The organism is Bacillus sp. FJAT-27445, from assembly GCF_001510665.1.
Taxonomy (GTDB): Bacteria; Bacillota; Bacilli; order Bacillales; family Cytobacillaceae; genus Bacillus_D.
In genome coordinates this window covers 76,296-102,040 of sequence record NZ_LMTI01000003.1, presented here as the reverse complement: position 1 = coordinate 102,040, position 25,745 = coordinate 76,296, and the positions used below count along the sequence as shown (strand labels likewise).

Here is a 25,745-nt window from a genome sequence, read left to right as displayed (position 1 = left end):
TATAAATCACACTTCCAACAAGCGTGAAACAAAATCCCCAGCCCTATCCCTTCATTTTTCCGATATTTACCACAATCGAGAGAAAGGGATTTTTGTAAACAAATAGAAAATATAGAGAGATACACTATTAAAGTTATAGGTGTGAACTTCAATGTTGAGATTAGTTAATTGGACAATTAAAACCGAGTCACTTCTTTTTTATGAGGGAGGAGTGGATACCCCCAATAAAGAAGAGCGAGTATACCATACCCGTTTCTTCCCTGATCGCACCAGATTTGTTTATGGAGAAATTGAGCTTTCTTATTCCCTTCTAACAAATAGCCGGGTAGTGGAATTGGAATATGTGTACTACTCGCCTGACGGTACCATTTTCGACCAAAATACGATAGACATCGAACTTCCGGCCGAAACAACATCTTATTCCCACAGCTTTCGAAACGGAATCCTTAAATACACCTCCTTGCTGCCCGGGGAATACAAAGTTGCTATTTTTTATAATGGGAATAAAATAGCTGTAAACTCTTTTGAAATGGTAAGAAGAAGATTTGATTCTGCCTTTAATGATAGTACAGTTGAGTACATCCTTTTGTTTGAGTCAGATTTAGAAGAATCGACTAAACCGAAGAATCGTCTCTATCTTTCTACCTTTATGCAATTGCATACAAGGGCCATTCATTGTGAAGTAACTGTCTCCTATCCAAAGCTTCAAAAGGATACACATGCCATTGTTGATCAAATCTATTATGACCCTGATGGCAATGTATTCGGAAGAAACCAACTTGAATATATAGCTGGAAAGGGAACAACATACTCAACTTTCGAAATGGGTTTGGGCTATGACACAGAGGGAAGATGGCTTTGCGGGCTATATAGAATTGAGTTCTTTCTTAATGGATTATATTTAGGTGAAAGAGAGTTTGAAATCATTACCTATAATGTGGCGTTGCTTCCTACCCTTACTTTTGACTCCCTTCAATTCTTTCAGTCTGGATATAGGATAGATGAAAATGAAAAACGAGTCTATCAAACCAAGTTTTCAAAAGAAACAACTTGTTATATCTATTGGGAATTATCAATTTCCTTCCCGCTTATTCATAAAAAAAGAAGGATTGAGGTGGAATACGTTTACCTGAAGCAGGACCGTACAGTGTTCGGGTACGATAAACATTATTTCTATTTAGAAAGAGGATGGGAAAATGCCTGGCTGATAAATAGTTGGGGGTTTTTCGATCCAGGCAGGTGGGATACGGGTATCTACACTGCCATCATCACGATAAATGGGAAAAAATTTTGCGAAGATCAATTTGAAATCGTCGATTAACAACCTTCTATCTTTTGAAGGTCCTTAATGCGATTGCCCTCGCGGAGAGAAAGATTCTATTAAATAAACTAATCGGAAGCTGCTTCCGATTAGTTTTATTTGTTAGTTTTAAAAATAGATTATTATTAAACAGCTACTGCCGAAAGATTTTTTGCAGCTTCTTTAACTTTTTCCAAGCCTTCAGCAATGATTGCTTCCGCTTGATCAGGTGCCGCAGCATGTCCTTCGATGACAACTTCATCGATGATTTGCATACCGAACACACCGCCAGCAACATTCTTAATGTAGTTAACGGACATTTCCATTGCAGCTGCAGGGCCTTGGGAATAGATGCCTCCACGTGCGTTTAAGATGATTGCCTTTTTGTCGGTCATTAGTTGGACAGCTTGGCCGTTTTCATCGTATTTGAACGTAAAACCTGCTTGGTAAACATAATCAATAAATGTTTGTAGCTTTGCAGGGATTGTCAGGTTCCACAACGGGAATGCAAAAACAACGACATCTGCTGCTGTTAAAGCATCCATTGCTTTTTGTTTTGCTGCCAAAATACGTTTTTCAATATCTGTAAGTTCTTCGCCAGATTCAAGCTTGCCAAATGCATTGAAAAGATCCTGGCCTAGGTACGGCATATCTTCAGCAAAAACATCAAAAGTTGTTACATTTACGCCTTCAATGTTTTCCATGAAAGTTTCGTACATCTTACTTGATACAGCTTCAGAAGCTGGTCTGTTATTTGCTTTTACTACTAATACGTTCATTTATTTTTTTTACTCCCTTTTTTATATGAATTTGATATATCTTTGTATAATATATCTCGAACTAAAGATATATCAAAATAACCCGAAAGTCAACTTAAATCTCTATTAGCGGTAACTTTTAATAGATCCCAATAAATAAAGAGTTGTTGATATTTTTAATCAACAACTCTTTTTTATAAAATGGGGTTTTTGAATTCATTGTCCCATTACCATAGAAGTTATATCTTTATCTATCTTTTCAGCGGAAATATTTAACGACATTGATAATTCTTTAAACAAAATGTTTTGAATGTTGGTTAACATTTTGCGATCCTGTTCATACAGTTTCTTATTTTTCCTTTTCAACTCAAAATTTTTCCTAATTAATGTATTGACTATTTTTGCAATTTCTTTCCTGTTCCCGCCGTTAACCATACTTTGGTATTTAGTCATCCTTTGCTTAGCATCTTCTATCCACTTAATGCCTGGTTTTTTAAAAGATTGCAAAATGTCCTCCGCTTCCTCCCGACCCACCATCTCCATCATCATTGCCCTATCGTTATCTATCGGTGTACTTATCGTCAGATTCGGCTGTTCCAGAGGGCGTAAAACATAATATGTCCTGGTCACATTCGAGACCGTTTTTTCGCATATATCATCTATCCGGCTTAAACCATGTACCGAGTAAACAATTACATCACCTATATTAAACATCGTCTAACCCCCTTTTACAGAATGTCAAACTGGTTTACAATTTATTGTACACTAAATGCCGCATTTTGTCAATTAGATTGACGATTAGAGGTGAAACCATTAAAGTTCAATGCCTAATTATGACGTATGGGTAGAGTGACACCACTTGTTTTAATTTATAAGGGCCTTTTTATGTTAAAAAGGTAGATAATGCCCATTAATAAAAACATCCATCATTTTTGAAACCGATTCAACATGGTAAAAAACTCACGAACAAAATCGTAGAATAGCTTCTCTGCGGGAAGCAGCTTGCGTTCAGCCGGAATGATGACACCGACAGTACGGGTTACCTGCGGTTCAATAACTGGCAGCCTTACTGTTGAGCGCGGCAGGCTATCAACCAATGTAACTTCAGGAATAAGGGTCACCCCCAAACCCGCTGAGACCAAACCTTTAATCGCATCAATGTCTTCCCCTTCAAAGGACACCTTGGGCTCAAAGCCAAATTGCTTACAGGCATTGTCTACTATTTCGCGTAAAACAAACCCTCTCGGAAACAATATAAAGGAATCATCTCTTAATTGGTTCAGGTTAAGTGAACGTTTATTTGCAAGAGGATGATGGGTTGGGAGCAGGGCAACAATTCTTTCTGTAAATAGAATATCCCCTTTTACCTTTTTTTCCTGCATAGGAAGCGGCCCAAGCAGGGCCATATCGATATCCCCTCTAATCACTCCACTAATCAAATCGTGGTAGGAACTCTGTTTCAGCTCAAATTTCACATGGGGATAGTGTTCGCGGAAGGCGGAAATAATCGTGGGCAGCGTATAAGCAGCAAGACTGCTTGGGAACCCAATCCGAATTTTCCCCTGTTCCGGATCTAAATACTCCTGAACCTCCTGCCTCGCATTATCGATTACCTTCATCGCTTCTTCCATATGCTCCAGAAAAACTTTCCCAATCGGAGTTAACCTAACATTCCTTCCTTCCCGGATAAAAAGATTAACACCCAGCTCCTCTTCCAAATTAAAAATTTGCCGGCTCACAGCGGATTGGGCCACGTGCAGAGCCATTGCCGCCTCTGTCACATGCTCCCGCTTGGCAACTTCAATAAAATATTGAATCTGTCTTAGCTCCACTTTTTCCCCTCCTAATTCCCAATCATCTCATATCGGCATCATTATTATCTAATTTTCATATTGTTTAGATTGTTTTTCAATAATAAAATAGGGAAATAAAAAATCTAATTGTATAAAGACTAAAAGCTATCTATTTATATACAGACGAACTTTTGTAAAGGGGTGCTTAAGCCATTATGACTACCATACATGAACTTGAAGAAGCAAACACAAAAATTGCGAAAGAATATGTAAATGAAGTATTTGAAACAGTAATAACTCGTAATCCTTTTGAATGTGAGTTTCATCAGGCTGTTAAAGAAATTTTTGATTCTCTTGTTCCGGTATTTGCTAAACACCCTAAATATATGGAACACAGTATACTCGAGAGAATTGTGGAACCAGAACGAGTGATCACCTTCAGGGTCCCTTGGGTTGATGACCACGGAAAAGTACAGGTTAACCGTGGTTTCCGAGTTCAATATAACAGCGCAATCGGACCTTACAAAGGTGGAATAAGGTTCCATTCCTCCGTTAACGCTAGTATCATTAAATTCCTTGGCTTTGAGCAGATTTTCAAAAACTCTCTCACCGGCCAGCCAATCGGCGGAGGAAAAGGCGGAGCCGACTTTGATCCTAAAGGGAAATCCGATGGGGAAATTATGCGATTCACTCAAAGCTTTATGACGGAACTCTATAGATATATTGGACCTGATATTGATGTTCCAGCTGGTGATATTGGAGTAGGCGCAAGAGAAATCGGATACATGTTTGGACAGTATAAGAGAATCCGCGGCGGTTTTGAAGCGGGAATACTGACAGGAAAAGGGCTTGGTTACGGAGGAAGCTTGGCGCGAACCGAGGCTACTGGCTATGGTACTGTTTACTTTGTTGAAGAAATGCTCAAGGACAAGGGACTGCGCTTTAAAGGCAGCACAGTTATCGTATCCGGATCCGGCAATGTGTCCATCTATGCGATGGAAAAAGCGATCCAGTTAGGCGCGAAGGTTGTAGCCTGCAGCGACTCAGGCGGCTATGTGTATGATCCAAACGGACTCAATCTTGATACAGTAAAACGCCTGAAGGAAATTGAGAGAAAAAGAATCTGTGATTATGTAAATGAACACTCAGAGGCACTATACTTTGAAGGATGCACAGGTATTTGGTCCATTCCTTGTGACATCGCTTTGCCATGTGCAACGCAAAATGAAATTGATGAAGCATCGGCAAAAATTTTGGTTGCTAATGGAGTAAAAGCCGTTGGTGAAGGGGCAAATATGCCTTCTACACTGGAGGCAATTGATGTGTTTTTAAATAGCCAGGTTCTCTTCGGGCCGGCAAAAGCAGCCAATGCAGGGGGCGTAGCAGTTTCTTCATTAGAAATGGCTCAAAACAGCATGCGATTGTCCTGGACGTTTGAAGAAGTGGATGAAAAGCTGCAACAAATTATGACAAACATTTACCGGAACAGCGTCAAAGCCTCCGAAGAGTACGGCTATCCAGGCAATCTGGTTGTAGGCGCCAATATTGCCGGATTTTTAAGAGTAGCAGATGCCATGATTGCACACGGAGTTATTTAGTTAAAAAGAAAGCTAGTCTAGTTAAAGGGTGGTTGCTCTATTTTGAGGGCACCCACCTTTTTTGCCTTTATTTTCAGCGCTCGCTTCCGCAAAAAATTATATTGTACTGTTTATAATTGAGAAACTAAAATACCAATTGAAAATTCTCTTCCTCTTATACCACCCTCCTTTCCGACCAAAATTGCTATTCAGAATCTAACTTTCGACCCTATTCAGCAAAAAATTGCCTTTCCCTTGACATACCATGACATTTATATAATAATAGTTAGTGTATTAGAATTATTATAAATAACTAATGATAATTAAAAGAAATTATTTTTAGTTATTTATATTTTCACCAAACTACCAATGATTATTTTTATAGGAGGAATTGCATTATGTCACTTATCGGAACAGAAGTACAACCATTCAAATTACAAGCTTACAAAAACGGAGAGTTTATCGAAGTAACTGAACAGGATTTTAAAGGCAATTGGACTGTCCTTTGCTTCTATCCAGCGGATTTTACATTCGTTTGCCCGACTGAATTGGAAGACCTTCAAAATCAATATCCAGCTCTCCAAAAACTTGGAGTAGAAGTATTCTCAGCATCAAGGGATTCTCATTTTACACATAAAGCATGGCACGATACATCCGAAACGATTGGTAAAATCACTTATGCCATGATTGGCGACCCTGCCCATGTCCTTTCCCGTCAATTCGATGTACTCGTTGAAGAACTGGGCCAGGCGGACCGCGGTACTTTCATCATTGACCCGGATGGCGTCATCCAGGCAGTTGAAATCAACGCAGGAGGAATTGGCCGCGATGCTAGTACACTTATTAACAAAATCAAAGCAGCACAATATGTTCGCAACAATCCAGGTGAGGTTTGCCCGGCTAAATGGGAAGAAGGAGCTTCAACCCTTAAACCAAGCCTTGATCTTGTTGGAAAAATCTAAGGAGTGCTATGAATGATACTAGATGCAGATATTAAAGCCCAATTAAATCAATATCTTCAACTGATGGAAAACGATGTTCTGATTAAAGTCAGTGCGGGTTCTGATGACGCATCGAAAGACATGCTCGCTCTTGTCGATGAGTTAACGGCTATGTCTCCTAGAATTAAAGTCGAAACAGCCTCTTTGGAGAGAACACCTAGCTTTAGTATCAATCGCATCGGTGAGGATACCGGCGTAACCTTTGCCGGTATTCCTCTTGGTCACGAATTCACATCCTTTGTGTTGGCACTGCTCCAGGTAAGCGGACGTGCCCCAAAGGTTGACCAAAGCGTGATTGATCAAGTGAAAAGCTTGGAAGGCAACTACCGCTTTGAAACTTACGTGTCCTTGAGCTGCCATAACTGTCCTGATGTTGTCCAGGCATTGAACGTGATGAGCGTTTTAAATCCTGGAATTAGCCATACAATGATTGACGGCGCGGTATTCAAAGAAGAAGTGGAAAGCCAGAACGTTATGGCAGTACCAACTGTTTACCTTAATGGAATAGAGTTTGGCGGCGGCAGAATGTCCCTCGAAGAAATTCTGGCGAAATTGGGAAGCACGCAAGATCCATCTGAGCTTTCCGATAAGGAGCCATTCGATGTTCTAGTGGTCGGAGGCGGCCCTGCTGGTGCAAGCGCGGCCATCTATACGGCACGTAAAGGCATTCGTACAGGTATTGTAGCTGAACGCTTTGGCGGGCAAGTCATGGATACAGTTGGAATCGAAAACTTCATTGGCACGAAATATACCGAAGGCCCTAAACTCGCAGCCACCCTCGAAGAGCATGTGAAAGAGTATGACATTGATGTCATGAATCTGCAGCGGGCAAAACGTCTGGAAAAGAAAGAGTTTATTGAACTCGAGTTGGAAAACGGCGCTGTTCTAAAGAGCAAAACCGTCATCCTTTCTACCGGCGCCCGCTGGCGTAAAGTCAATGTTCCGGGTGAAAAAGAGTTTACAGGCAAGGGCGTCGCCTACTGTCCTCACTGTGACGGTCCGTTATTCGAAGGAAAGGATGTTGCCGTCATTGGCGGCGGTAATTCTGGAATCGAAGCGGCCATTGACCTTGCCGGAATCGTGAAGCATGTAACAGTTCTAGAGTTCATGCCGGAACTAAAAGCTGATTCAGTCCTACAAGACCGACTATTCAGCCTTCCGAATGTAACAGTCATCAAGAACGTCCAAACAAAGGAAATTACCGGTACCGATAAAGTAAATGGTATTTCCTATATTGACCGCGACACAGGCGAAGAACATCATGTTGAATTGCAGGGTGTCTTTGTTCAAATCGGCCTTGTGCCAAATACCGATTGGCTTGGCGAAGCGCTTGAACGCAATCGAATGGGCGAAATTGTGATTGATAACCGCGGTGCAACAAGTATGCCTGGCGTATTTGCTGCCGGCGACTGTACAAACAGCCCGTATAAGCAAATCATTATTTCGATGGGATCAGGTGCAACCGCCGCACTGGGCGCATTCGATTATCTAATCCGGAATTAAACCGAAAAGCTAAAGCGTCCGTTTAGCGCCGTATGGACTGGAGGGAAGCAACTGCTTTGAGTTACTTCCTTGCAGCTTTGCGACGAGCTGAAGACAACTTCCTGAATATACTATGGCGCTGGAGCTAGACAGATTTTATACATTCATTTTAGAAAGCCGCTGTACTGCCATTAACGCAGTACAGCGGCTTTTTTACTTGCTTACGGGGCATTAAAGCAAAAAATTAAAAGCACCTTTTAAAAAGATGCTTTTAAATCAAGCTTAATGGGATACGGCTTTTCTTTCCTCCTCATGAGTTTCCGGAGTGCGATCTCCACCCAGGCCAAGCGACCAGGCTGTGAAAGCATGTAGTTCGTTGAATAGCTCCGGATTCTCGGCCAGTTGCAGCCCGTAAGAAGGAATCATTTCCATAATTTTTGGTTCCCATGCTTTTACATGCTGCGGGAAGCACTTTTTTATTACCTCAAGCATGACGTGAACAGCGGTTGAAGCACCCGGGGATGCCCCAAGCAATGCAGCGACAGAACCATCAGCGGCACTAACTACTTCCGTCCCAAACTGAAGCGTTCCTTTCCCGCCTGCAACAGTATCTTTAATAACTTGTACACGTTGGCCCGCTACGATGATATCCCAATCCTCGCCCCTGGCGTTCGGAATAAACTCCCGCAATTCTTCGATACGCTGCTCTTTCGATAACATCAGCTGCTCGATCAGGTATTTAGTCAATGGAATGTTTTTTGCCCCTGCCGCCAGCATTGTAACAAGATTATTAGGTTTTATAGAGCGTATTAAGTCCATATTCGAACCAGTTTTTAAAAACTTTGGCGTGAAGCCGGCAAACGGGCCAAATAACAGGGATTTTTTGTTGTCGATATAGCGTGTATCAAGATGCGGCACTGACATTGGCGGGGCGCCAACCTTGGCTTTGCCGTATACCTTTGCATGATGCTGCTCGACTATTTCCGGATTGTTGCATACAAGAAAAAGTCCGCTTACCGGGAATCCTCCGATTTGCTTGCTTTCAGGTATGCCTGTTTTTTGCAGCAAAGGAAGGCTTCCTCCCCCGCCGCCAATAAAAACAAATTTTGCTGTATGGCGTTCAATGGCCCCGGTATTCATATTCCATACTTTTAATTCCCATAGGCCATCGTTCGTGCGTTTTATATCCTCAACCTGGTGTTTGTATTTGATATCAACATTTTGGGTCTTTAAGTGGTCAACCAATATTCGCGTTAAAGCACCAAAATTTACGTCTGTCCCCGAGTCGATCTTGGTTGCCGCAATTGGTTCATCATATGTACGGCCTTCCATGATAAGCGGCATCCATTCCGCAAGTTTTTCATGACTCTCGGAAAATTCCATCCCCTGGAACAGCGGGTTATTTGAAAGCGCCTCAAAGCGTTTCCTGAGGAAGGCTATATTATCCTCTCCCTCTACTAAACTAATATGTGGCAATGGCATAATAAAATCTTTTGGATTACGGATTATATTTCTGTTTACTAGGTAAGACCAGAATTGCCTTGAAATCTGAAACTGTTCATTTACTTTAATAGCTTTGCTTATATCCAAAGACCCGTCCGGCTTTTCAACGGTATAGTTAAGCTCGCACAGCGCCGAATGCCCTGTACCCGCGTTATTCCACTCGTTGGAGCTCTCTTCCCCCGCGGTTTCGAGCTTCTCAAACACAGTAATTCTCCAGTCCGATACTAATTCTTTCAGCAGTGCCCCCAAAGTCGCGCTCATGATTCCAGCACCAATTAAGATAACGTCTGTTTCAGTTTGTCTGTTACTCATTTTACCCATCCTTATCTCATAAGCTTTGCAGAAAGGATGTAAGCGCTTCATCCAATGCGGTGACAGAAAGCCAAGGCGCAAACAAAAGAACATCTTTTCTGCATTCATTATAATCCGATAGTAAAACACTACTTTACAGTATATCACTGTTATTTGGAGATTAACATTTCTACTGTTTAAAATATGGTAATATTGAAAATTATTTTTTAATAGAAAGGGACCATAAAAATCCCCCAGAACTTATTGTCCTGAGGGCTTATAGACTATATGATTTTATTGCTCACTTTGTGCTTTCTCTTTAAATTCCGTGTAACTCCGCTTATATTCTTCTTCCGTTACTGCATGGAATAAAAGTTTGCTGCCGGCCAACCAAAACGTTAAGTCAAAAGCAGTTGCATCGCCATGAAAGTTTCCTTTTAGCTTGGCTTGCTTTCCATCTACTTTCGTGTAGAACTCCAGCATTAGTCCATCTGTTATTCCGTTCAAAGCATATTTTGTCTCTTCATACGGTTTGTCGGGGTGTCTCGTGTTAGCCATCATAAGGAGAGACCCTGCCAGTTCACCTTGGAGAAGGGCTTCATCGATTTTCAGGAACAGTTGGAATGAGCCATTCTCCGCGGAATAAAGATATCCATATATATGATTAAGATCCGAGAAGAAATTCCTTAACCGGGTTTTCTCTTTTTCCTCAGAATGGTACACGGCCGTTTCATGCTCCTGCTGAATTTCTTTTACATACTTATCGATTTTCTCGTAGCCAACAGCTTCGTATGCCTTGGCGGTGGCTTCCCCTTGCTCTTGCACCATTAGGTTCGGTCCGGTAAGCCATGCCGCGTACGTAACCGTTTTTTTATCACCGCTTACTTTAAATTCATACCCTTTATCGGCCTCTTCTCCTCTTAGGCGATAATGTTTTTCTTCCAAAAAGGGTGGTTGCCCAATTTCTTCAATGACCCTCATTTGATGCCGTTTCCCTTTCACCTTCCCGTTTTGGCTTTTTACGTCGAACCAGTAGAGAATGCCCTTTTCCCTGTACACAAATGCATCCGCCTGGTTTAGAGGGTCCTTTCTTTCGCCAGCCGCCGAAGCTGCCCACCAACCCACTATACCAATCAGCAAAACGATGCCCGCAACACCCAAGTAGAGTGACTTCTTCAGACGGTGTCCCTCCTTTTAATACACTAACTTCCATATGTATTTTTAAAAAACCCGTCCTTTAACGTTATTTAGGTTCCTTCCATTTTATCACACCCTCACTAACCCGATTTCAGCTTGCGCTTGTCACATATCCGGGCTTTATCTGACAAGCTAACCCGATTTCAGCATGCACTTGTCACATATCGGGACTTTATCTGACAAGCTAACCCGATTCCCAGCCTGCGCTTGTCACATATCAGGGCTTTATCTGACAAGCTAACCCGATTCCCAGCCTGCGCTTGTCACATATCCGGGCTTTATCTGACAAGCTAACCCGATTTCACCCTGCGCTTGTCACATATCCGGGCTTTATCTGACAAGCTAACCCGATTCCCAGCCTTCGCTTGTCACATATCAGGGCTTTATATGACAAGCTAACCCGATTTCACCCTGCACTTGTCACATATCCGGGCTTTATCTGACAAGCTAACCCGATTTCACCCTGCGCTTGTCACATATCCGGGCTTTATCTGACAAGCTAACCCGATTCCCAGCCTCCGCTTGTCACATACCATGGCTTTATCTGACAAGCTAACCCATTTTTAGACTGCGCTTGTCAGATATTAGTGACATTCTCTCCGGAGGCTGGCCTAGCCTGCTAACAGCTTTTAAACGGCCTCCTGTCCCGCTATTCATCCTTTCGATACTAAATCATTCAACCTATCGATAATTCAAATTGCCCTTGATATAAAATTCCAGTTATAGTAAGAAGTAAATTTAATTTTTAACATGCCTAGAATTCCCTAGGCATTTTTGGTATGGATCAATTCTGAATGATTCCATCAGGACGCTTTACCAAAAAAGCTGTCCACTTGGGGTTTTTAAAAGGAAGAGGTAGGTCTCATGAATCTTTATTCAAAAATTTTCAAAGAATATTGGAATCCTTACGTGGCGATTGGCATTGCGGGCCTGGTAAGCGCACTGTACTTCGGGATTACCGGTACGGTTTGGGCGGTTACCGGGGAATTTACGCGATTAGGCGGGCACGTCCTCGAGTGGTTCGGAGTGAATGTATCCGACTGGGCGTATTTTAATCTCGTTGGAATGCAAGGGACTCCCCTCACTCGGACGGATGGCTGGATTGTCATCGGAATGCTCGTTGGCGGACTGATTACCATTTTATTAAGCAACAGCTTTAAAATACGTGTTCCGAAACAAAAGAGGCGCCTGACACAAGGCTTTGCTGGGGGAATTATTGCGGGATTTGGCGCCCGCCTTGCTCTTGGCTGCAATTTGGCGGCATTTTTCACAGGTGTTCCCCAATTCTCGTTTCATTCCTGGATCTTCATGGTGACCACGGCCATTGGAACCTTCTTTGGGGTGAAAGTCGTGAATACGAAATGGTGGCGGGGTAAACCGGCTTTGATGAAAGGGACGCCGAACCCGGTTGTCACCGAGCATGTACAAAAAAGGAATATCCAGCCGGTACTTGGTTTACTCTTTGCCTGTCTTTATACAGGTCTGGTTATATACTTCTTCGCAGCAGGAAAATCAATGCTCGCAGTCGCCTGTATTGCCGGGGCCTTGTTTGGGATTTTGATTGAACGCGGACAAATTTGTTTCACCTCGGCTTTTCGCGATTTATGGATAAGCGGCCGCGCCGTAATGTCAAAGGCAATTGCGGTTGGGATGATGATTAGTGTTGTCGTGACGTTCTTCTATATTCAAAGCGGCTCTATTGCCCTAATTAAAGTCGTTGCTCCCAGCACAGCGATTGGCGGACTGCTATTCGGGTTTGGCATCGTTCTGGCAGGCGGCTGCGAGACCGGCATGATGTACCGGGCAATGGAAGGCCAAGTGTTATACTGGGTAGTAGGCGCGGGAAATATCGTGGGAGCTACCCTGCTTGCTTACGGTTGGGATCATCTCGGTATTTATAGCGCTCTTGCCGAAAATTGGCCGAAAGTGAATTTAGTCGAGCAATGGGGGCCTTTGGGTGCTTTGCTTGGCACGCTGGCCATGCTTGCTGCTTGGTTCTTGCTATCAAATTGGTGGGAAAAGCGGTTCCGTTACGGATCGGGAATCAAACATTCACAATCAGAAAAACGGATTTCTCACGTTACTAAGGAGGCTTAATCCATGTCACAAGTAATTGATGTCAATTATACCCTCGACATTCGCGGGGAGCCTTGACCATACCCTGTCATTTATGCGCTGGATGCGCTAAAAACTATGGAAATCGGGGAAGTCTTACAAGTCATTGCAGATTGCCCGCAATCCTTTCGAAGTGTTCCAGAAGAAGCTGTCAAACACGGCTATAAACTCATGGCTGAACCGAAAAAAGTCGGTCAGGATATTTATTTTTATATTAAAGTCGTTAACAGCTAATTGAATTATTTTAAGAATACCTTCGCTCTAAAAAAGCACCCTACAGCGTTAGACATAAAGTCTGACTATAGGGTGCTTTTTTTGCAATTGATTATTATCCTATCGTTCTTTCGGTATTGAAATCATCGACTTAAATAAGTCTCCATCGATTTGAATCATAAATTTCCCTTTTTGGATTTCAATCAGGCTTTTCACAATCGATAGTCCCAAGCCGCTCCCTTGGTTGGATCTCGATTCATCCCCTCTCTTAAATCGTTCCATTAATTCATCCGCCGAAATGTTCAACTCATAGGCTGAAATGTTTTTAAAGGAGAGAAGAATTTCGTTCCCTGCATCCTCGACTTGGATATAAACTCTTGATCCCGGTAGGGCATAGTTAAAAATATTCGATAATATGTTCTCGATTGATCTCCACAATAGCTTTCCATCTGCTGTTACAACTATCTTTTCTTTTGGGTAATTAAACTTGAAATCCAGACCGGAGGCTTCTATTTTATCGTTCACTTCTCCCAATCCCTGGGTAAGCAGTGAGACGATATCGATTTGTTCCAACTGGACAGGAATGCTGCCGCTGGACGCTTTTGCTGCTTCGAATAAATCATCCGTCAACACTTTGAGCCGCTTCGATTTTTGGTCGAGCACATCGATATATTCTTCAACCCTTACTGGATCCTTATCATTTTTCAACAAATCAACGTACGTAATTATCGATGTTAAGGGGGTCCTTATATCATGCGATACATTGGTGATTAGCTCCGTTTTTAATCGCTCGCTTTTCAGTTCGCTGTCCACCGCTTTTTTCAAACCATCTGTAATGCTGTTAATATTGGCGGCCAGACCGGCAAACTCTCCTTTTTCTCCTACATAGATATGGTGATGAATGTCGCCATCTTTTATTCTCTCCACCCCGTCCTGTATCGTCTGGAATGCCTTGACTTTCTTTAAGGCAAACCAAGCGGCCAGCCCAAGAGTTATTGGGAAAATGAAAAACGTTAGCGCAACCAACACCGGGTATCCAATGACAATCAATACCGTTTTGATTCCGACACTTCCGCTATTATATACATTCCGGACAAATTGGATGAATCTATTAATAATTTGATAAACCAGCGTATGTTTAAAAAATGTCCGATTCTTGAAATGCCTCAAAAGGGATAACACGAGTGCGAGCCCTGCCGCGGCAATCGGCAATGTTATCGGAATCACCAATTTAGAAATATTTTGAAAGCTCACCTCATTCACCATTGAAACCCAGAACGCGATAAGAATCATACATAGCACAATGTTCACATCAACAAACAATGTATCCACTGCAGACAAGTGCAGCTTTTTATCATGGTATGACTTTCTCCCGGTCACGAGTACAAGATATAGAAATGAAAGGATTAAGCCTGCCGAAAATCCCAGTAATGCATAAAAGCTTTTTCGGGCAATTTCTTTGTTGTCTTTCCATTCCTGGATTTTGGAATTTAAATAATCCTCCGGAAAAGCAACGTAAACAACCTTGCCTGCAGCATCCTCTTCTACTTCACTTTCTCTCATTTGTTGATAGTATTCATTCTCTTCTATTTCTTTCGGATAAATGTCACTGTTATATCCGGCAAATACCAAATAAGAAGGAAAACGTTTAAACTGCTCCTGGTCTGTCATCGTACTGTTCTTATATTCATTGACGCCATCACTGGCAAAATAGAGTGGTTCCTTAACTTCCTGAAGCCTTTGCAATAAGGATTGGAATACCCTTAAATCATCTTTAATAAGTTTTTCCTTTGCTTCGGAAAGCTTAACTGCATAGTCCGCTTTAAACTTTTCGTAGTTTTCCGCTTCGCTTAAATTTGGGTTATAGTTTCTTGAATAGTTCTGATACTCATGAAATAAATCATCTTCTGAATATCTTAATTCCTCTTCACTGACTGTTCCGCCATCTAGAATATGCTTCTCGTTTTTATATTCCCCTATCAGCCTGGTCAGATCGCTAACGAGAGTTTCATTTTCCCTGAAGAAAGAATAGCTATGAAAATAGTCTTCTTCAAAAATGATGCCAAAATCCCCATGATTCACCTTATCAACTTCAAAAAATGCTTTTATAAGACCAGTAAAACAAGAAATTGCCAGGATAAAAGCAATTATTTTTGTTACGACTGAGTGGCTATAATTTTTCAACTTTATATCCAACTCCCCACACCACCTTCAAATATTTAGGCTCTTTCGGATTAATTTCTATTTTTTCTCTGATCTTTCTAATATGGACGGTCACCGTATTTTCCGGGCTGAAGGCCGTTTCGTTCCAAACCCTTTCGTAAATTTCCTCGATGGAAAAAACTCTTCCAGCGCTGGCCGTCAAAAGCTTCAATATCTTATATTGGACTGGCGTTAGGTGGACCATCTCTCCATCGACAGTAATGGTTTTACTATCATCCTCAATGACGAGTCCCCCTGTTCTGTATACATTGCTCTTTGTTTCAAGGCTTCCCAATGTTGTAAATCTTCTCAATTGCGATTTTACCCTCGCGATAAGCTCCAGGGGATTGAACGGTTTAGTTATATAGTCATCTGCCCCAATATTCAGTCCCAATATTTTGTCGTAATCCTCCGACTTGGCAGATAACATAATCAAAGGAATATTTTTATCCTCTCTAATCTTCTTGGTCGCGCTTATTCCGTCCATCATCGGCATCATAATATCCATGATAATCAGGTGGATTTCCTGATTATCGATCATCTCGATTGCCTCTAAACCATTAGAAGCTTTAAATACTTGGTAACCCTCGTTTTCCAGGTAAATGCCTATCGCGTTGACAATTGCCTGATCATCATCACAGACCAAAATGTTCATGAACACAGACTCCCATATATGTATTTCATCTATTGTCTCCCCCTGTTTCTTCTAAATTCATGATACCGGGCAAATCTTAACAAACCAATGATAAAAATCTTAAGATTTTCTTAACAAAACAAAATAGCCCAACGTGTTTTTGGATTTTATCCAACACTTTGGGCTTTATGGAAAATTTTATTAAATTATTTTTCGCCTGGCCAGCAGCCAAAATTGTAACACCTTCTAGGTCTTTCATACAAAATTACCTGCTTAATTGAGAGAGACTTTCGTTATTTTTGCCCAAGCTTTGCTCTTCCCCGCGTTAATCCCACCAAAAATACCAAGTTGGCGAATATATAAGCGTTCCTGCTAGAGCATTTACTGTTCCAACCCCTTGCCAAACAATATCACTACAAAATCCAAATTGTTCCCAGGCCAGTTCTTCAGATTTTTTTTGTGTCTTAGGAGGGTTCTCGACAAATAATTCCCATACATCCGCATCAACTAAAGCAGGAGTAGCTCCATATTTTTCGTACCAATATTTGAATAATGCTACTTGCTCCTCTGGCATAGGACACTCATTAAATCCCCCCATCGGAACCCAAGCAGCTACCTCCCAAGGTTTGGCCGTTGGAATTTTTGCGATAATTAATTTCTTATTTATACCCTCTTCAATTGAAAGGAAATGGCTTTTCTGTTCCTCTATTGAAAACTCGCCAGTGATATCATCGTCTTCATCAATGGGCATTACCTCGTCAAGGAGCCTCTTTAACAAATCTTTTGGATCAATTTCCTTTGCTTTCTTTATAATAGCTTCTCGGTCATCCGTTGGGTATCCTTTATCCGCCTCGGCATCAAAGATATCTACCATCATCGCCGAAGGGATAATGATAAGTGGTGTATACCCTTGTTTTTTGCCTTCTTTAAGAACTTGATGATACTTTTCCATTACATTAGCAGCATCTTTCTCCTCAATCACCAAACAGTCGCAACCCACCTTGGCCTTTATTTCCTCAATATAGTCATTTTCTTTTTTCTTCCGGAACTTATCAAATATAGCCACGTTTTTCATCTCCTACAGGCTAATGATTAGGGGAATCTTGGTTTTCTATTTTGCTTTCTCTAAACAAAGCCGCACTATTGTTTTTTTGCAAATGCTAAGATATGCCCATCCAAGTCCATACCATATGAAACAATGTCTCCCCATGATCTTACAGACGCTTTGCTTATTCCACTACCACCTGCATGAACCAAATTGCTATAATACTCATCCGGGCTATCTACATATAAATAGATTTCGCTCCTCGGGACTCCTCTGGCTGTTTCTGGATGCGGAATGTTCCCTTCAAGAATCTTAACAATTCCATTTTCCGGCATAATCCCTAAAATTACTTTACTCGACAATTCAAATTCGGTCATTCCGGGAACATCCAAAATAGGTTCTTTGCCTAACAGGTTCCTATAAAATGATTTGGCTCTTTCTTGATCGCTTACATATAAAATGAATATAATATGTTCCTCTTTGGTATTCATCAGTACCACCCGTTTTTTATTTTCTAGTAGATGGTTTCTACATGGTGGGAGCCTATCCCTTTTTTAAAAAGGCCCTTCATGATTATTTTGTATTTTTCTTACCTACCAAGCCCACCCCTGAATTCAGGTCTTCATAATCCATAAGCGGATCAATTGCCCATTCCTTTGAAAGCTTTAGTACATGCTCCTCATCTGGCAAAAGAGGCTCCTCATGATCTTGATCGAATTCAGTGTATACGAAATTATGTTGTAGCTCCTCGGAGGTAAGTCCGCCTTGATTGATTAAGGTCTCGCCACTTTCGCCCAAATAACCGTAAACCCTAACAATTTCACCGTTAATCGCTTTTGCCCAGGCATGGTATTCAACCGTCCTGTGAGTTCCAAAATAATAGGCTACACCATATTTTTCACTTAGTTTTTGTAGAGTGTATAGTGGATTTTCATCAGTCGGGTCAGTCAAGTCCGGCATAAATGAATTGACCACGATGGTCCATCCCTTCACTGGAGGAGCAACAAAATAGTAACCATCGTATGCGCCCTCCAATCCTGTCGACCAATTAGCCGCCTGGATATTGGTTAAACTCAGTTCCTCAGCAATTTCAATTGAATTTTCGGTTTTAACCGCAAACCATTGCGACTTATAGCCAAAACCCACTGGCATATCCGGTTGTTCATCGAAAACACGCGTCTTTGCAGCAGCAGTTTCGAGGTTTTCCTCATTTACTCTTTTTGAATTCGTTTTGTTTTTAAAATAATTGAAAATAAGTACTATAATGATTAATAAAACAATGTAGAAAAGAGCTTTCATCGTAATCACCTTTTCTATTCAAAGTGAGGATTCTAGAGTTATAAATTCTCCACGATCCCCCGCTTTTCCTTTTGGACTGCTTCAAGCTGTTTTTGAACTTCCATATATCTTTTATCTAATTTTACTAATATCTCACTTACTTTTTGGTTGTGATTCCTGGTTTCGTAAACAGACTCGCTGATTTTATTCTGAACCATATAATCGACAACGAAACCATCGAAGAAAAAGTCCGCAAACTTTAACATTCCCGAAACGTTGATATTAAGATATATTTCTTCTTTTACATCAAGCAATTCCTTTTGAAATTGGCGCATACTTACCTGCGCCCGATGAAGGTTTTCTTCAGCAGCATCAATATGTTGATGCTTCTTGATTGCTGAAATGGCTCCCCCGCCAAATAAATCGAAATGTCCCCATGCTCCGGCACTATCCAATGATTCTAATGCATCCGTAAGAGCGCCTTTGACATTTCTACCTCTATCAATCGCCTCCTTCAGTTCGGTAAGGCTGGATGTAAGTTCACCCTCCTGTTCAATCAGCTCAAATAGTTTTGCAGCAAAAGGCGATGTACTCTCTTTAATCATCGATTCTTTCTGCTGGAGAAGTTGTTGATACTCATGTTTTGAAACGTCAAGCTTTTGCAGTTTTTCACGGAGCATACGTATTTCTTTATCAATATCTCCTTTTGTTTTCCAGGCTTCCGCTAACTTATGCTGTGCAGCAATCATCTCTTGCCTTTCTTTTGATAGTTTGGCATCCTTGGTGCCCGATAGTGTCGAGACCAAATAGGCTAAACTGTAGCGCTCGAGCTTCGTAACATCATTCTGCTCTGACTCAAACTGACTTTGCAGCTGAGCAATCCTTTCTTCAATAACTGCAAGTTCCTGCTCATAATCCGCAAGCTGCACCCGATACTTAATGTCTTTACGCAATTCTCCTTTTATCTCAACCAGCTTTGCATTTATTTCTAAAAACAATGGAATCCCTCCTCTTTGTATATATGCTATACGGTCAAAGGTTAAAAACGTTTCCTGTAAATGGATAAATATATAAAGAAGGGGTCTTCACCATAAAAAGTGGTTGTATCGATTGTGTTTTTTTTCGCTCCACTAAGGAAAGCTTTCGTGAGTAAACATCTCATGAAATTATGCGTTAGTATAATTGAGGATTTCCGAGGATTCTGCTCGCCTCCCGCTCCAATTATCATAAAAATGAGCTTTTTAAAAGAAACTAGCCTGGCTAATATCATAAATAACTTCCACATATAAAAGCTCAAACCTTTTAAATAAGGCTTTGAGCTTTCATTGTGCTTTAACCTATTGGTATAGCATCCTTTAGTCCAGTGCATTTTTTAAATTTATTTTTAAGGTTCTTCACCGCAAAAAGTGGTTTTCATAATTTGTTGATTTACGCTCTAGGCACTTCGCTTTCCGCGGACAGTCCGGGAGCCTCCTCGGCGAAACCCATGCCTGCGGGGTCTCCCCTGGCCAGCTTTTCCCGCAGGACGTTGAAAATTCTTCCTTGAAAATGCACCGCAGGAGAAAATGCGTAGCAGTTTCGAACGAGTCTTCGTGCCTTCCGCTCCAATCTTCTTATAAAAAAATTTCATAAAAAAAACAGCACTTATGGTGAAGAACCATTTTTAAAATGTACTGGAATAAAGAAGCAACTTAGAGTTTTGGGGTTAATAATCGAAAAATACGCTATTTACCTGTATAATAAAAACTTGTGTTTCTACATTCAACTTTAGAAGGAGGTATGATTGATGGAATGGACATTTACCGGATTATTTGCCATATCCGCATTATTACTAATTTTTTCTATTCTAAAATCAACTCGTGCAGCAAAAGCTCAACACACCCAAATTGATCAGGTTCATATTTCTATAATGGAAGAAATTATTGCTCTTCAAAAATCAATTCGAAACATTGAGCTTGACCAAGAAATTTTAATGAAGGAAGCAGGACTTCAACTGTCTTCTGAAGAAAAACTTTTCATGCGTGAAGTGCTTGACTTATATGATCGGAAATATTCAATTGATAGTATTGCAGATATGAAAAACGTCTCTTCAAGTACAATTGAAAACATGCTTTCTCCTTACCAAAAAGTGACGGATGAAGGGAGAAAAGTTGCTAATGAAAATTAACTTATTGAGCAGCTTTGCCGCCGGAATGCTCCTGACAACAGCGATTTGTTCAGCTGTTTACTTCACTGTCGACACACCGAAGGCTTCCAGTAAAACCGTAAAAGTTGAATCATCTGAGGCAGAGATGAAAAGCAAACTTGAAACGAAAGGATATGTCGTACATACAAAAGCGGAATACGATAAGGCCGTGTCGAGTGTAAAGGCAGCAGCCCCAAAACAACCTGTGCCGGCAGAAAACACACCGGATGCCAAACCTGTCACCAAGGTGATCATTAATGTTTCGGACGGTATGACTAGTATCAATGTAGGAAGGATGCTGGTTGAAGCAGGGATTGTCAAGGATGCCTTTGCATTCTCTAAAGATATCGAGAAGAAAGGACTAATGAACAAGCTGCGCCCCGGGGTATTTGTGGTAGACAGCTCTATGACTTACGACCAGGTCGTTTCCACGATATTTAAATAGTAAACCACAAAAATACTGCACCAACTGGCTGCAGTATTTTTTGCGTCTTATTTGTTTTTGGATACAGATTACGTTTTTCCATATACCCCACATATACCTTCTCCCTTATCGCCATTGCTTAGGATATTACAGCCTTCCTTGGCTGTTATTTATGGTGAAACCTAAATTTGCTCTAATACAAAGCTAATTGGGTTAATAATAGAAGCTATAGTACCCAAACAGATGAAGAAGGCAATTTTACCAATCGACTGGTTAATGAGATGTACAGAATATACTACGTCTGGAATGGCAAGGAAGGTTATCAATAAATATCTTATTTGAAATTAAAGAAGGTAAACTATTATTGAATGGAGAGCCCGCAGAGAAATTAGAAGTAAAAGTAGTGCTTTTTGGTTCTTACCATGATTGAAATGCTAACTTTTTTGTTGATTGGAGCGGAGGGCACCGACTCCTCGGAAATGCTATCGCATTTCCTTCGTGCGATGATGATTCGAGGAAGCGGGATTGTCCTGCGGGATGCAGCGGCAAGGTGGAGACCCCACAGGCGCGAGCGCCGAGGAGGCTCCACTGACGCCCCGCGGAAAGCGTGTGCCCGTAGCGCAAATCAACTATTCGTTAAAACCACTTTTGCATACCAGCGGTTTTTAAATCTAAATTAAAATGGGGACATCCTCAAGGAGAATCCCCATTTTAATTTCAAAACGTTACTCTAACCCATAGTAACCGCAAACAACATATCCGACTGATTTTGCCGCGACAATCAGCGCATCTTCATCAATATCAAATTTTGGATTGTGATTGAAATATGGCTTTTCTACCCCTTTTGGAGTAGCGCCAATGTAAAAGAAGCAACCCGGTATTTTTTCCAGGTAATAGGCAAAGTCTTCGGATGGCGACATCATTGGATACTCAATAACCTGCTTAATATCTGGATCATTCGCAGCTTCAAGGCTCGCTTTCACTTCCGCGGTAACTTTTGGATCATTATACAATGGCGGGTAATCAGACGTATAGGTTAACTCACATTGTACCCCAAACTCGGCTTCGATCCCACCGACAATACGATGGACTTCTTTCTCAATGATCTCCTTTGCTTCCTCACTTATATAGCGAATGTCACCCTCAAGCTCGACCCGGTCCTTAATGACATTAAAGGTACCTTTGCCATCAAACGAACCTATCGTGATAACCCCCATATCAAACGGATTTAAACGGCGGCTAACAATCGTTTGTACAGCTGTGACAAAATAGGAACCGGCAACAATTGCATCGTTTGCCATGTGCGGGGAAGAACCGTGGCCGCCAACCCCTTGGATCCCCAATTTTAAATAGGATCTCCCGGCCATTGAAAAGCCGCTGTGGTAACCCACAACACCTGCTGGATTCATTGGTAGTAAATGAATGCCAAAAATATTATCGAGGGTATCAAGCGCTCCCGAGTCTACAATGCTTTTAGCTCCTCCGGGCGGTACTTCTTCTGCGTGCTGGTGAATGATTTTGATTGTACCAGGAATCTCATCCTTCAATTGGATTAGGCAATCGGCTAGTACTAATAAATATGCAGTATGCCCATCATGGCCGCACGCATGCATAACGCCTTCATTCTTCGATTTAAAGGGAAGCCCGGTTTCTTCTACTATCGGAAGCGCATCAAAATCTGCACGGAGACCAATCGTTTTTCCCGACTTACCTCCTTTAATCGTTACAATTATCCCATTGCCATTTCCAACCTTTGACTGGATTTCAACATCTTTCCCTTTATAAAAATCCAATATATATTGGGCTGTTTTTTCTTCTTGAAAAGATAACTCGGGATTCTCATGTAAATAACGGCGTATTTGAATCATTTCTTCCTTACGTGCTTCCAACATCTCGATTAGTTGTTTTTTCATCATAGCCCCTTCCTTTCGCTTAGGCCCTTACTCGAGCCCATAATAACTACAAACGACTTGTCCAACCGATTTCGCAGCGACAAGAAGACAGTCTTCATCAATATCAAATTTCGGATGATGATTAAAATAAGCCTTCTCGACCCCTTTTGGTTTACAGCCGATGAAAAAGAAACATCCTGGAATTTTTTCCAAATAGTAAGCAAAATCTTCAGATCCTGAGAGCATCGGATATTCGCCGACTTCCTTAATATCCGGGTCATTCATGCTTTCAAGAGCGGCAACAACATCGGCGGTAACTTTGGGGTCATTGTATAGCGGCGGATAATCAACTGTATAGTTGAGTTCGCATTGTACATCGAATTCCACTTCTATTCCGTTGACAATCCGCTGCACTTCTTTAGAGATTAACTGCTGATTTTCAACCGTCATGTAACGGACATCCCCTTCAAGCTCGACACTGTCTTTTATCACGTTGAAGGTTCCTTTACCGTCAAAAGAGCCGATGGTAATAACTCCGTGATCAAACGGATTTAAGCGGCGGCTAATAACCGTTTGTACGGCCGTTACAAAATGGGCGGCAGCGACAATCGCATCATTGGCCATGTGCGGGGAAGAACCATGCCCGCCAACGCCTTGTATGACCAATTTAAAAAAGGATCTTCCGGCAAGTGAAAAACCGCTGTGGTAGCCAACAAAACCGGCTGGATGCGTTGGGAAAATATGAATACCATAAATATTGTCCACATCGTCCAGCACGCCGGATTCAACGATGCTTTTTGCACCGCCAGGAGGTGCCTCTTCAGCGTGCTGGTGAATAATTTTTATCGTACCGGATAGTGAATCCTTTAACTGAATAAGACAATCTGCAAGAACCAACAAGTAGGCGGTATGGGCATCATGGCCGCAAGCATGCATAACGCCTTCGTTTTTCGATTTAAATTCGACATCTGTCTCCTCTAAAATGGGAAGGGCATCAAAATCTGCACGCAGCGCAATTGTTTTCCCTGGCTTTCCCCCCTTAATTGTGACAATGATCCCATAACCATTTCCCACATTCCTTTGAATTTCAACATCCTTCCCGTTGTAAAAATCGGCAATATATTGCGCTGTCTTTTCTTCTTTAAAGGACAATTCAGGATGTTCATGTAAATGACGGCGAATTTTTATCATTTCTTCTTTACGTGCTTCTAACATGTCCATTAATTCTTTTCTCATGACCTTCTACTCCTTACATTTATTAAATGCTGCAGCGCCACAATTCGTGGCGCTAGAGTAAAATTATTCCGTGGCTGGAGTCGGCTGCCCTGGCGGTTGGGAAGCTTTTCTTCCACCTTTGCTTCCAGGAATAAACACAATAATGGAAAGTAAGGAAAGGACCGCAAAGATAACGTTTGTTATAATTCCCCCTGCCGCCGCAGATTCTAAGCTTCCAACTGAATCAATCGCACTATACACAGCTGTTGAAATGGCCACACCGAAAGACCCACCGAGGGAACTTGCCATTTTATACAACCCGGAAGCTTCCCCTACTTTATTAGATGGGGCATTCGAAACCGCGGTATCTGTAGATGGGGTTGCGTAAATTCCTAGTCCGATCCCGAAAGTGGCAAATCCAATGAAAACGACCACCGTATAGATAAAACCAGGTAAGAATGTCAATCCCATTACTGCGACACCAATTGTTGTTAAGATTGCACCCCAAATCATAGGTGATTTTGCGCCAGCTCGCTGTAATATTTTCTCTCCTACGCGAATCATCGCCAACACTGCCACTAAATAGCCAAGTGATAACATACCTGCTTGGAATGATGTAAAGCCACGGCCAACTTGGACGTAGGTATTCGCAATCACTAGTGTCCCGGCTACAGCGTTTAATAAAAAGTTGGAAATAGTCGCCCCTGTATACGGTTTGTTTTTAAAAAGGGCGAAATCAATCAGTGCATGCTCTTTCTTTTTCTCTACATTCACAAATATAACTAATCCAATCAAGGTAACAGCAACGAGGCCTAACGTTAACGGACTTGTCCAGCCAAAATCCTTGCCCCTAGTGATAACAAGGTTTAAAGCAAGCATCGTGACGATAAAAATCGCCAATCCACCAAAGTCAAACTTGAATTCACCTGATTCTTCGCCCTTACTTTCAGGTGTATCTCTAATCAGCCACATAGCAAGAAGGGCAAAAACAATCGAAAAGATGAAAATCCATTTCCAACCCATATAGGTTGCAATTGCACCACCCGCAAATGAACATACCCCTGATCCACCCCAGGAACCAATAGACCAGTAGCTCAAGGCACGCTGGCGTTCAGCCCCTTCAAAATACTCTTTCATTAATGCAATCGTTGAAGGCATAATACATGCAGCTGAAAGGCCTTGAATCACACGTCCGATGATTAACATCGCAGAACCATTTGCAAGAACGAGACAAAGAGATCCGATGATACTTAAAATCAAACCCAAATTAGTTATTTTCTTGCGCCCTACCTTATCGGCAATCCCACCCGCTGCCACGATAAACATTCCTGAGAATAAAGCAGTTAAACTGATGGCTACATTCAGCATCCCTAATGAGATACCCAAATCCTTTTGAACCGCTGGGACGACGTTAACCATTGCCTGAGCAAACAGCCAAAACGTAAGAACTCCAAACACAATCCCAGTGATCATTTTATTTGTCCCTTTGTAACCATTACCCATGGTGAACCTCCTTTTATTCCAACCGTTATTTATTTTCTAAAATAACAAAACCTACTGGTTACTATTTGAATTTGAGAATGCATCTATTCATGAGAATTACAAATCATGCATAACCTGCCATGATGCAAACAGCCGTA

Annotated in this window: 23 protein-coding genes; 8 read left to right on the top strand and 15 right to left on the bottom strand. The window is 41.6% G+C overall.

Features of this window, described 5'->3' with window-relative positions; translation table 11 throughout:
* Positions 1 to 151 precede the first annotated feature (151 nt).
* The gene (locus tag AR337_RS09010; protein WP_059171687.1) at positions 152 to 1,321 is read left to right on the top strand and encodes a hypothetical protein; all 1,170 of its coding nucleotides are present in this window, start codon (positions 152 to 154) and stop codon (positions 1,319 to 1,321) included.
* A gap of 125 nt (positions 1,322 to 1,446) precedes the next feature.
* On the opposite strand, the gene AR337_RS09005 is transcribed toward AR337_RS09010, so the two are convergent.
* The 3 genes from AR337_RS09005 to AR337_RS08995 form a co-directional block, all read right to left on the bottom strand.
* Positions 1,447 to 2,079: an FMN-dependent NADH-azoreductase gene (locus AR337_RS09005; RefSeq protein ID WP_059171686.1), complete on the bottom strand. Its 633-nt coding sequence runs from the start codon at positions 2,077 to 2,079 to the stop codon at positions 1,447 to 1,449.
* Between the two features lie 195 nt (positions 2,080 to 2,274).
* Positions 2,275 to 2,772: a CarD family transcriptional regulator gene (locus AR337_RS09000; protein ID WP_059171685.1), complete on the bottom strand. Its 498-nt coding sequence runs from the start codon at positions 2,770 to 2,772 to the stop codon at positions 2,275 to 2,277.
* Positions 2,773 to 2,984: 212 nt separating this feature from the next.
* Positions 2,985 to 3,890 carry a LysR family transcriptional regulator gene (locus AR337_RS08995; protein WP_059171684.1) on the bottom strand — a complete coding sequence of 302 codons (906 nt, stop codon included), beginning with the start codon at positions 3,888 to 3,890 and terminating at the stop codon, positions 2,985 to 2,987.
* A gap of 176 nt (positions 3,891 to 4,066) precedes the next feature.
* Between AR337_RS08995 and gdhA the strand changes: the two genes are divergently transcribed.
* From gdhA to ahpF, 3 genes are all read left to right on the top strand, one after another.
* A complete protein-coding gene (gene gdhA, locus AR337_RS08990; protein WP_059171683.1) occupies positions 4,067 to 5,449 on the top strand; it encodes an NADP-specific glutamate dehydrogenase in 1,383 nt (460 codons plus the stop codon).
* A gap of 377 nt (positions 5,450 to 5,826) precedes the next feature.
* Positions 5,827 to 6,390 carry an alkyl hydroperoxide reductase subunit C gene (ahpC, locus tag AR337_RS08985; RefSeq protein WP_059171682.1) on the top strand — a complete coding sequence of 188 codons (564 nt, stop codon included), beginning with the start codon at positions 5,827 to 5,829 and terminating at the stop codon, positions 6,388 to 6,390.
* 12 nt (positions 6,391 to 6,402) lie between these two features.
* The gene (ahpF, locus tag AR337_RS08980; protein WP_059171681.1) at positions 6,403 to 7,932 is read left to right on the top strand and encodes an alkyl hydroperoxide reductase subunit F; all 1,530 of its coding nucleotides are present in this window, start codon (positions 6,403 to 6,405) and stop codon (positions 7,930 to 7,932) included.
* A 261-nt stretch (positions 7,933 to 8,193) separates the two neighbouring features.
* Here the strand turns inward: ahpF and AR337_RS08975 are convergent, their stop codons facing one another.
* Together AR337_RS08975 and AR337_RS08970 are read right to left on the bottom strand one after the other, a co-directional pair.
* Entirely contained in the window at positions 8,194 to 9,726 is a 1,533-nt protein-coding gene (locus AR337_RS08975; protein ID WP_059171680.1) for a malate:quinone oxidoreductase, read from the bottom strand.
* A gap of 273 nt (positions 9,727 to 9,999) precedes the next feature.
* Positions 10,000 to 10,866, bottom strand: a complete 867-nt coding sequence (locus AR337_RS08970) for a hypothetical protein (RefSeq protein WP_059171679.1) — start codon at positions 10,864 to 10,866, stop codon at positions 10,000 to 10,002.
* A gap of 900 nt (positions 10,867 to 11,766) precedes the next feature.
* On the opposite strand from AR337_RS08970, the gene yedE reads away from it, so the two are divergent.
* Both yedE and AR337_RS22685 read left to right on the top strand, forming a co-directional pair.
* Positions 11,767 to 12,999: a selenium metabolism membrane protein YedE/FdhT gene (gene yedE / locus AR337_RS08965; protein ID WP_059171678.1), complete on the top strand. Its 1,233-nt coding sequence runs from the start codon at positions 11,767 to 11,769 to the stop codon at positions 12,997 to 12,999.
* 69 nt (positions 13,000 to 13,068) lie between these two features.
* Positions 13,069 to 13,251 carry a sulfurtransferase TusA family protein gene (locus tag AR337_RS22685; protein ID WP_301335720.1) on the top strand — a complete coding sequence of 61 codons (183 nt, stop codon included), beginning with the start codon at positions 13,069 to 13,071 and terminating at the stop codon, positions 13,249 to 13,251.
* 99 nt (positions 13,252 to 13,350) lie between these two features.
* Here the strand turns inward: AR337_RS22685 and AR337_RS08960 are convergent, their stop codons facing one another.
* From AR337_RS08960 to AR337_RS08935, 7 genes are all read right to left on the bottom strand, one after another.
* Entirely contained in the window at positions 13,351 to 15,426 is a 2,076-nt protein-coding gene (locus tag AR337_RS08960; protein WP_059171677.1) for a HAMP domain-containing sensor histidine kinase, read from the bottom strand.
* Positions 15,401 to 16,087, bottom strand: coding sequence for a response regulator transcription factor (locus AR337_RS08955; protein WP_059171676.1), 687 nt, complete (start codon positions 16,085 to 16,087; stop codon positions 15,401 to 15,403). Before AR337_RS08955 ends, AR337_RS08960 begins: the two co-directional genes overlap by 26 nt.
* 76 nt (positions 16,088 to 16,163) lie before the next feature.
* On the bottom strand, positions 16,164 to 16,325 hold the full coding sequence (locus AR337_RS23100; protein ID WP_156424350.1) for a hypothetical protein: 162 nt from the start codon (positions 16,323 to 16,325) through the stop codon (positions 16,164 to 16,166).
* A 66-nt stretch (positions 16,326 to 16,391) separates the two neighbouring features.
* Positions 16,392 to 17,132, bottom strand: coding sequence for a DUF4253 domain-containing protein (locus tag AR337_RS08950; protein ID WP_059171675.1), 741 nt, complete (start codon positions 17,130 to 17,132; stop codon positions 16,392 to 16,394).
* A 74-nt stretch (positions 17,133 to 17,206) separates the two neighbouring features.
* Positions 17,207 to 17,602, bottom strand: coding sequence for a VOC family protein (locus AR337_RS08945; RefSeq protein WP_059171674.1), 396 nt, complete (start codon positions 17,600 to 17,602; stop codon positions 17,207 to 17,209).
* Positions 17,603 to 17,684: 82 nt separating this feature from the next.
* A complete protein-coding gene (locus AR337_RS08940; protein WP_059171673.1) occupies positions 17,685 to 18,410 on the bottom strand; it encodes a hypothetical protein in 726 nt (241 codons plus the stop codon).
* 38 nt (positions 18,411 to 18,448) lie between these two features.
* The gene (locus AR337_RS08935) at positions 18,449 to 19,387 is read right to left on the bottom strand and encodes a hypothetical protein (protein WP_059171672.1); all 939 of its coding nucleotides are present in this window, start codon (positions 19,385 to 19,387) and stop codon (positions 18,449 to 18,451) included.
* A gap of 788 nt (positions 19,388 to 20,175) precedes the next feature.
* On the opposite strand from AR337_RS08935, the gene AR337_RS08925 reads away from it, so the two are divergent.
* A complete protein-coding gene (locus tag AR337_RS08925; RefSeq protein WP_059171670.1) occupies positions 20,176 to 20,556 on the top strand; it encodes a hypothetical protein in 381 nt (126 codons plus the stop codon).
* Positions 20,546 to 21,019 (top strand): aminodeoxychorismate lyase, encoded by a 474-nt coding sequence (locus tag AR337_RS08920; protein WP_172797528.1) that lies wholly within the window; start codon positions 20,546 to 20,548, stop codon positions 21,017 to 21,019. Before AR337_RS08925 ends, AR337_RS08920 begins: the two co-directional genes overlap by 11 nt.
* A 704-nt stretch (positions 21,020 to 21,723) precedes the next feature.
* On the opposite strand, the gene AR337_RS08915 is transcribed toward AR337_RS08920, so the two are convergent.
* The 3 genes from AR337_RS08915 to AR337_RS08905 all read right to left on the bottom strand — a co-directional run bounded on the left by AR337_RS08915 (position 21,724) and on the right by AR337_RS08905 (position 25,608).
* Positions 21,724 to 22,911: an amidohydrolase gene (locus AR337_RS08915; protein WP_059171669.1), complete on the bottom strand. Its 1,188-nt coding sequence runs from the start codon at positions 22,909 to 22,911 to the stop codon at positions 21,724 to 21,726.
* Positions 22,912 to 22,938: 27 nt separating this feature from the next.
* Positions 22,939 to 24,126: a M20 family metallopeptidase gene (locus AR337_RS08910; protein ID WP_059171668.1), complete on the bottom strand. Its 1,188-nt coding sequence runs from the start codon at positions 24,124 to 24,126 to the stop codon at positions 22,939 to 22,941.
* Between the two features lie 63 nt (positions 24,127 to 24,189).
* Positions 24,190 to 25,608: an MFS transporter gene (locus AR337_RS08905; protein ID WP_059171667.1), complete on the bottom strand. Its 1,419-nt coding sequence runs from the start codon at positions 25,606 to 25,608 to the stop codon at positions 24,190 to 24,192.
* Positions 25,609 to 25,745: the final 137 nt, after the last annotated feature.

Excerpts from the sequence above, each read along its gene's own strand:
- AR337_RS09010 (WP_059171687.1), top strand. The coding sequence starts at position 152 with ATGTTGAGATTAGTTAATTGGACAATTAAAACCGAGTCACTTCTTTTT.
- AR337_RS09005 (WP_059171686.1), bottom strand. The coding sequence starts at position 2,079 with ATGAACGTATTAGTAGTAAAAGCAAATAACAGACCAGCTTCTGAAGCT.
- AR337_RS09000 (WP_059171685.1), bottom strand. The coding sequence starts at position 2,772 with ATGTTTAATATAGGTGATGTAATTGTTTACTCGGTACATGGTTTAAGC.
- gdhA (WP_059171683.1), top strand. The coding sequence starts at position 4,067 with ATGACTACCATACATGAACTTGAAGAAGCAAACACAAAAATTGCGAAA.
- ahpC (WP_059171682.1), top strand. The coding sequence starts at position 5,827 with ATGTCACTTATCGGAACAGAAGTACAACCATTCAAATTACAAGCTTAC.
- ahpF (WP_059171681.1), top strand. The coding sequence starts at position 6,403 with ATGATACTAGATGCAGATATTAAAGCCCAATTAAATCAATATCTTCAA.
- AR337_RS08975 (WP_059171680.1), bottom strand. The coding sequence starts at position 9,726 with ATGAGTAACAGACAAACTGAAACAGACGTTATCTTAATTGGTGCTGGA.
- yedE (WP_059171678.1), top strand. The coding sequence starts at position 11,767 with ATGAATCTTTATTCAAAAATTTTCAAAGAATATTGGAATCCTTACGTG.
- AR337_RS08955 (WP_059171676.1), bottom strand. The coding sequence starts at position 16,087 with ATGAACATTTTGGTCTGTGATGATGATCAGGCAATTGTCAACGCGATA.
- AR337_RS23100 (WP_156424350.1), bottom strand. The coding sequence starts at position 16,325 with ATGAAAGACCTAGAAGGTGTTACAATTTTGGCTGCTGGCCAGGCGAAA.
- AR337_RS08945 (WP_059171674.1), bottom strand. The coding sequence starts at position 17,602 with ATGAATACCAAAGAGGAACATATTATATTCATTTTATATGTAAGCGAT.
- AR337_RS08940 (WP_059171673.1), bottom strand. The coding sequence starts at position 18,410 with ATGAAAGCTCTTTTCTACATTGTTTTATTAATCATTATAGTACTTATT.
- AR337_RS08925 (WP_059171670.1), top strand. The coding sequence starts at position 20,176 with ATGGAATGGACATTTACCGGATTATTTGCCATATCCGCATTATTACTA.
- AR337_RS08920 (WP_172797528.1), top strand. The coding sequence starts at position 20,546 with ATGAAAATTAACTTATTGAGCAGCTTTGCCGCCGGAATGCTCCTGACA.
- AR337_RS08915 (WP_059171669.1), bottom strand. The coding sequence starts at position 22,911 with ATGAAAAAACAACTAATCGAGATGTTGGAAGCACGTAAGGAAGAAATG.
- AR337_RS08910 (WP_059171668.1), bottom strand. The coding sequence starts at position 24,126 with ATGAGAAAAGAATTAATGGACATGTTAGAAGCACGTAAAGAAGAAATG.
- AR337_RS08905 (WP_059171667.1), bottom strand. The coding sequence starts at position 25,608 with ATGGGTAATGGTTACAAAGGGACAAATAAAATGATCACTGGGATTGTG.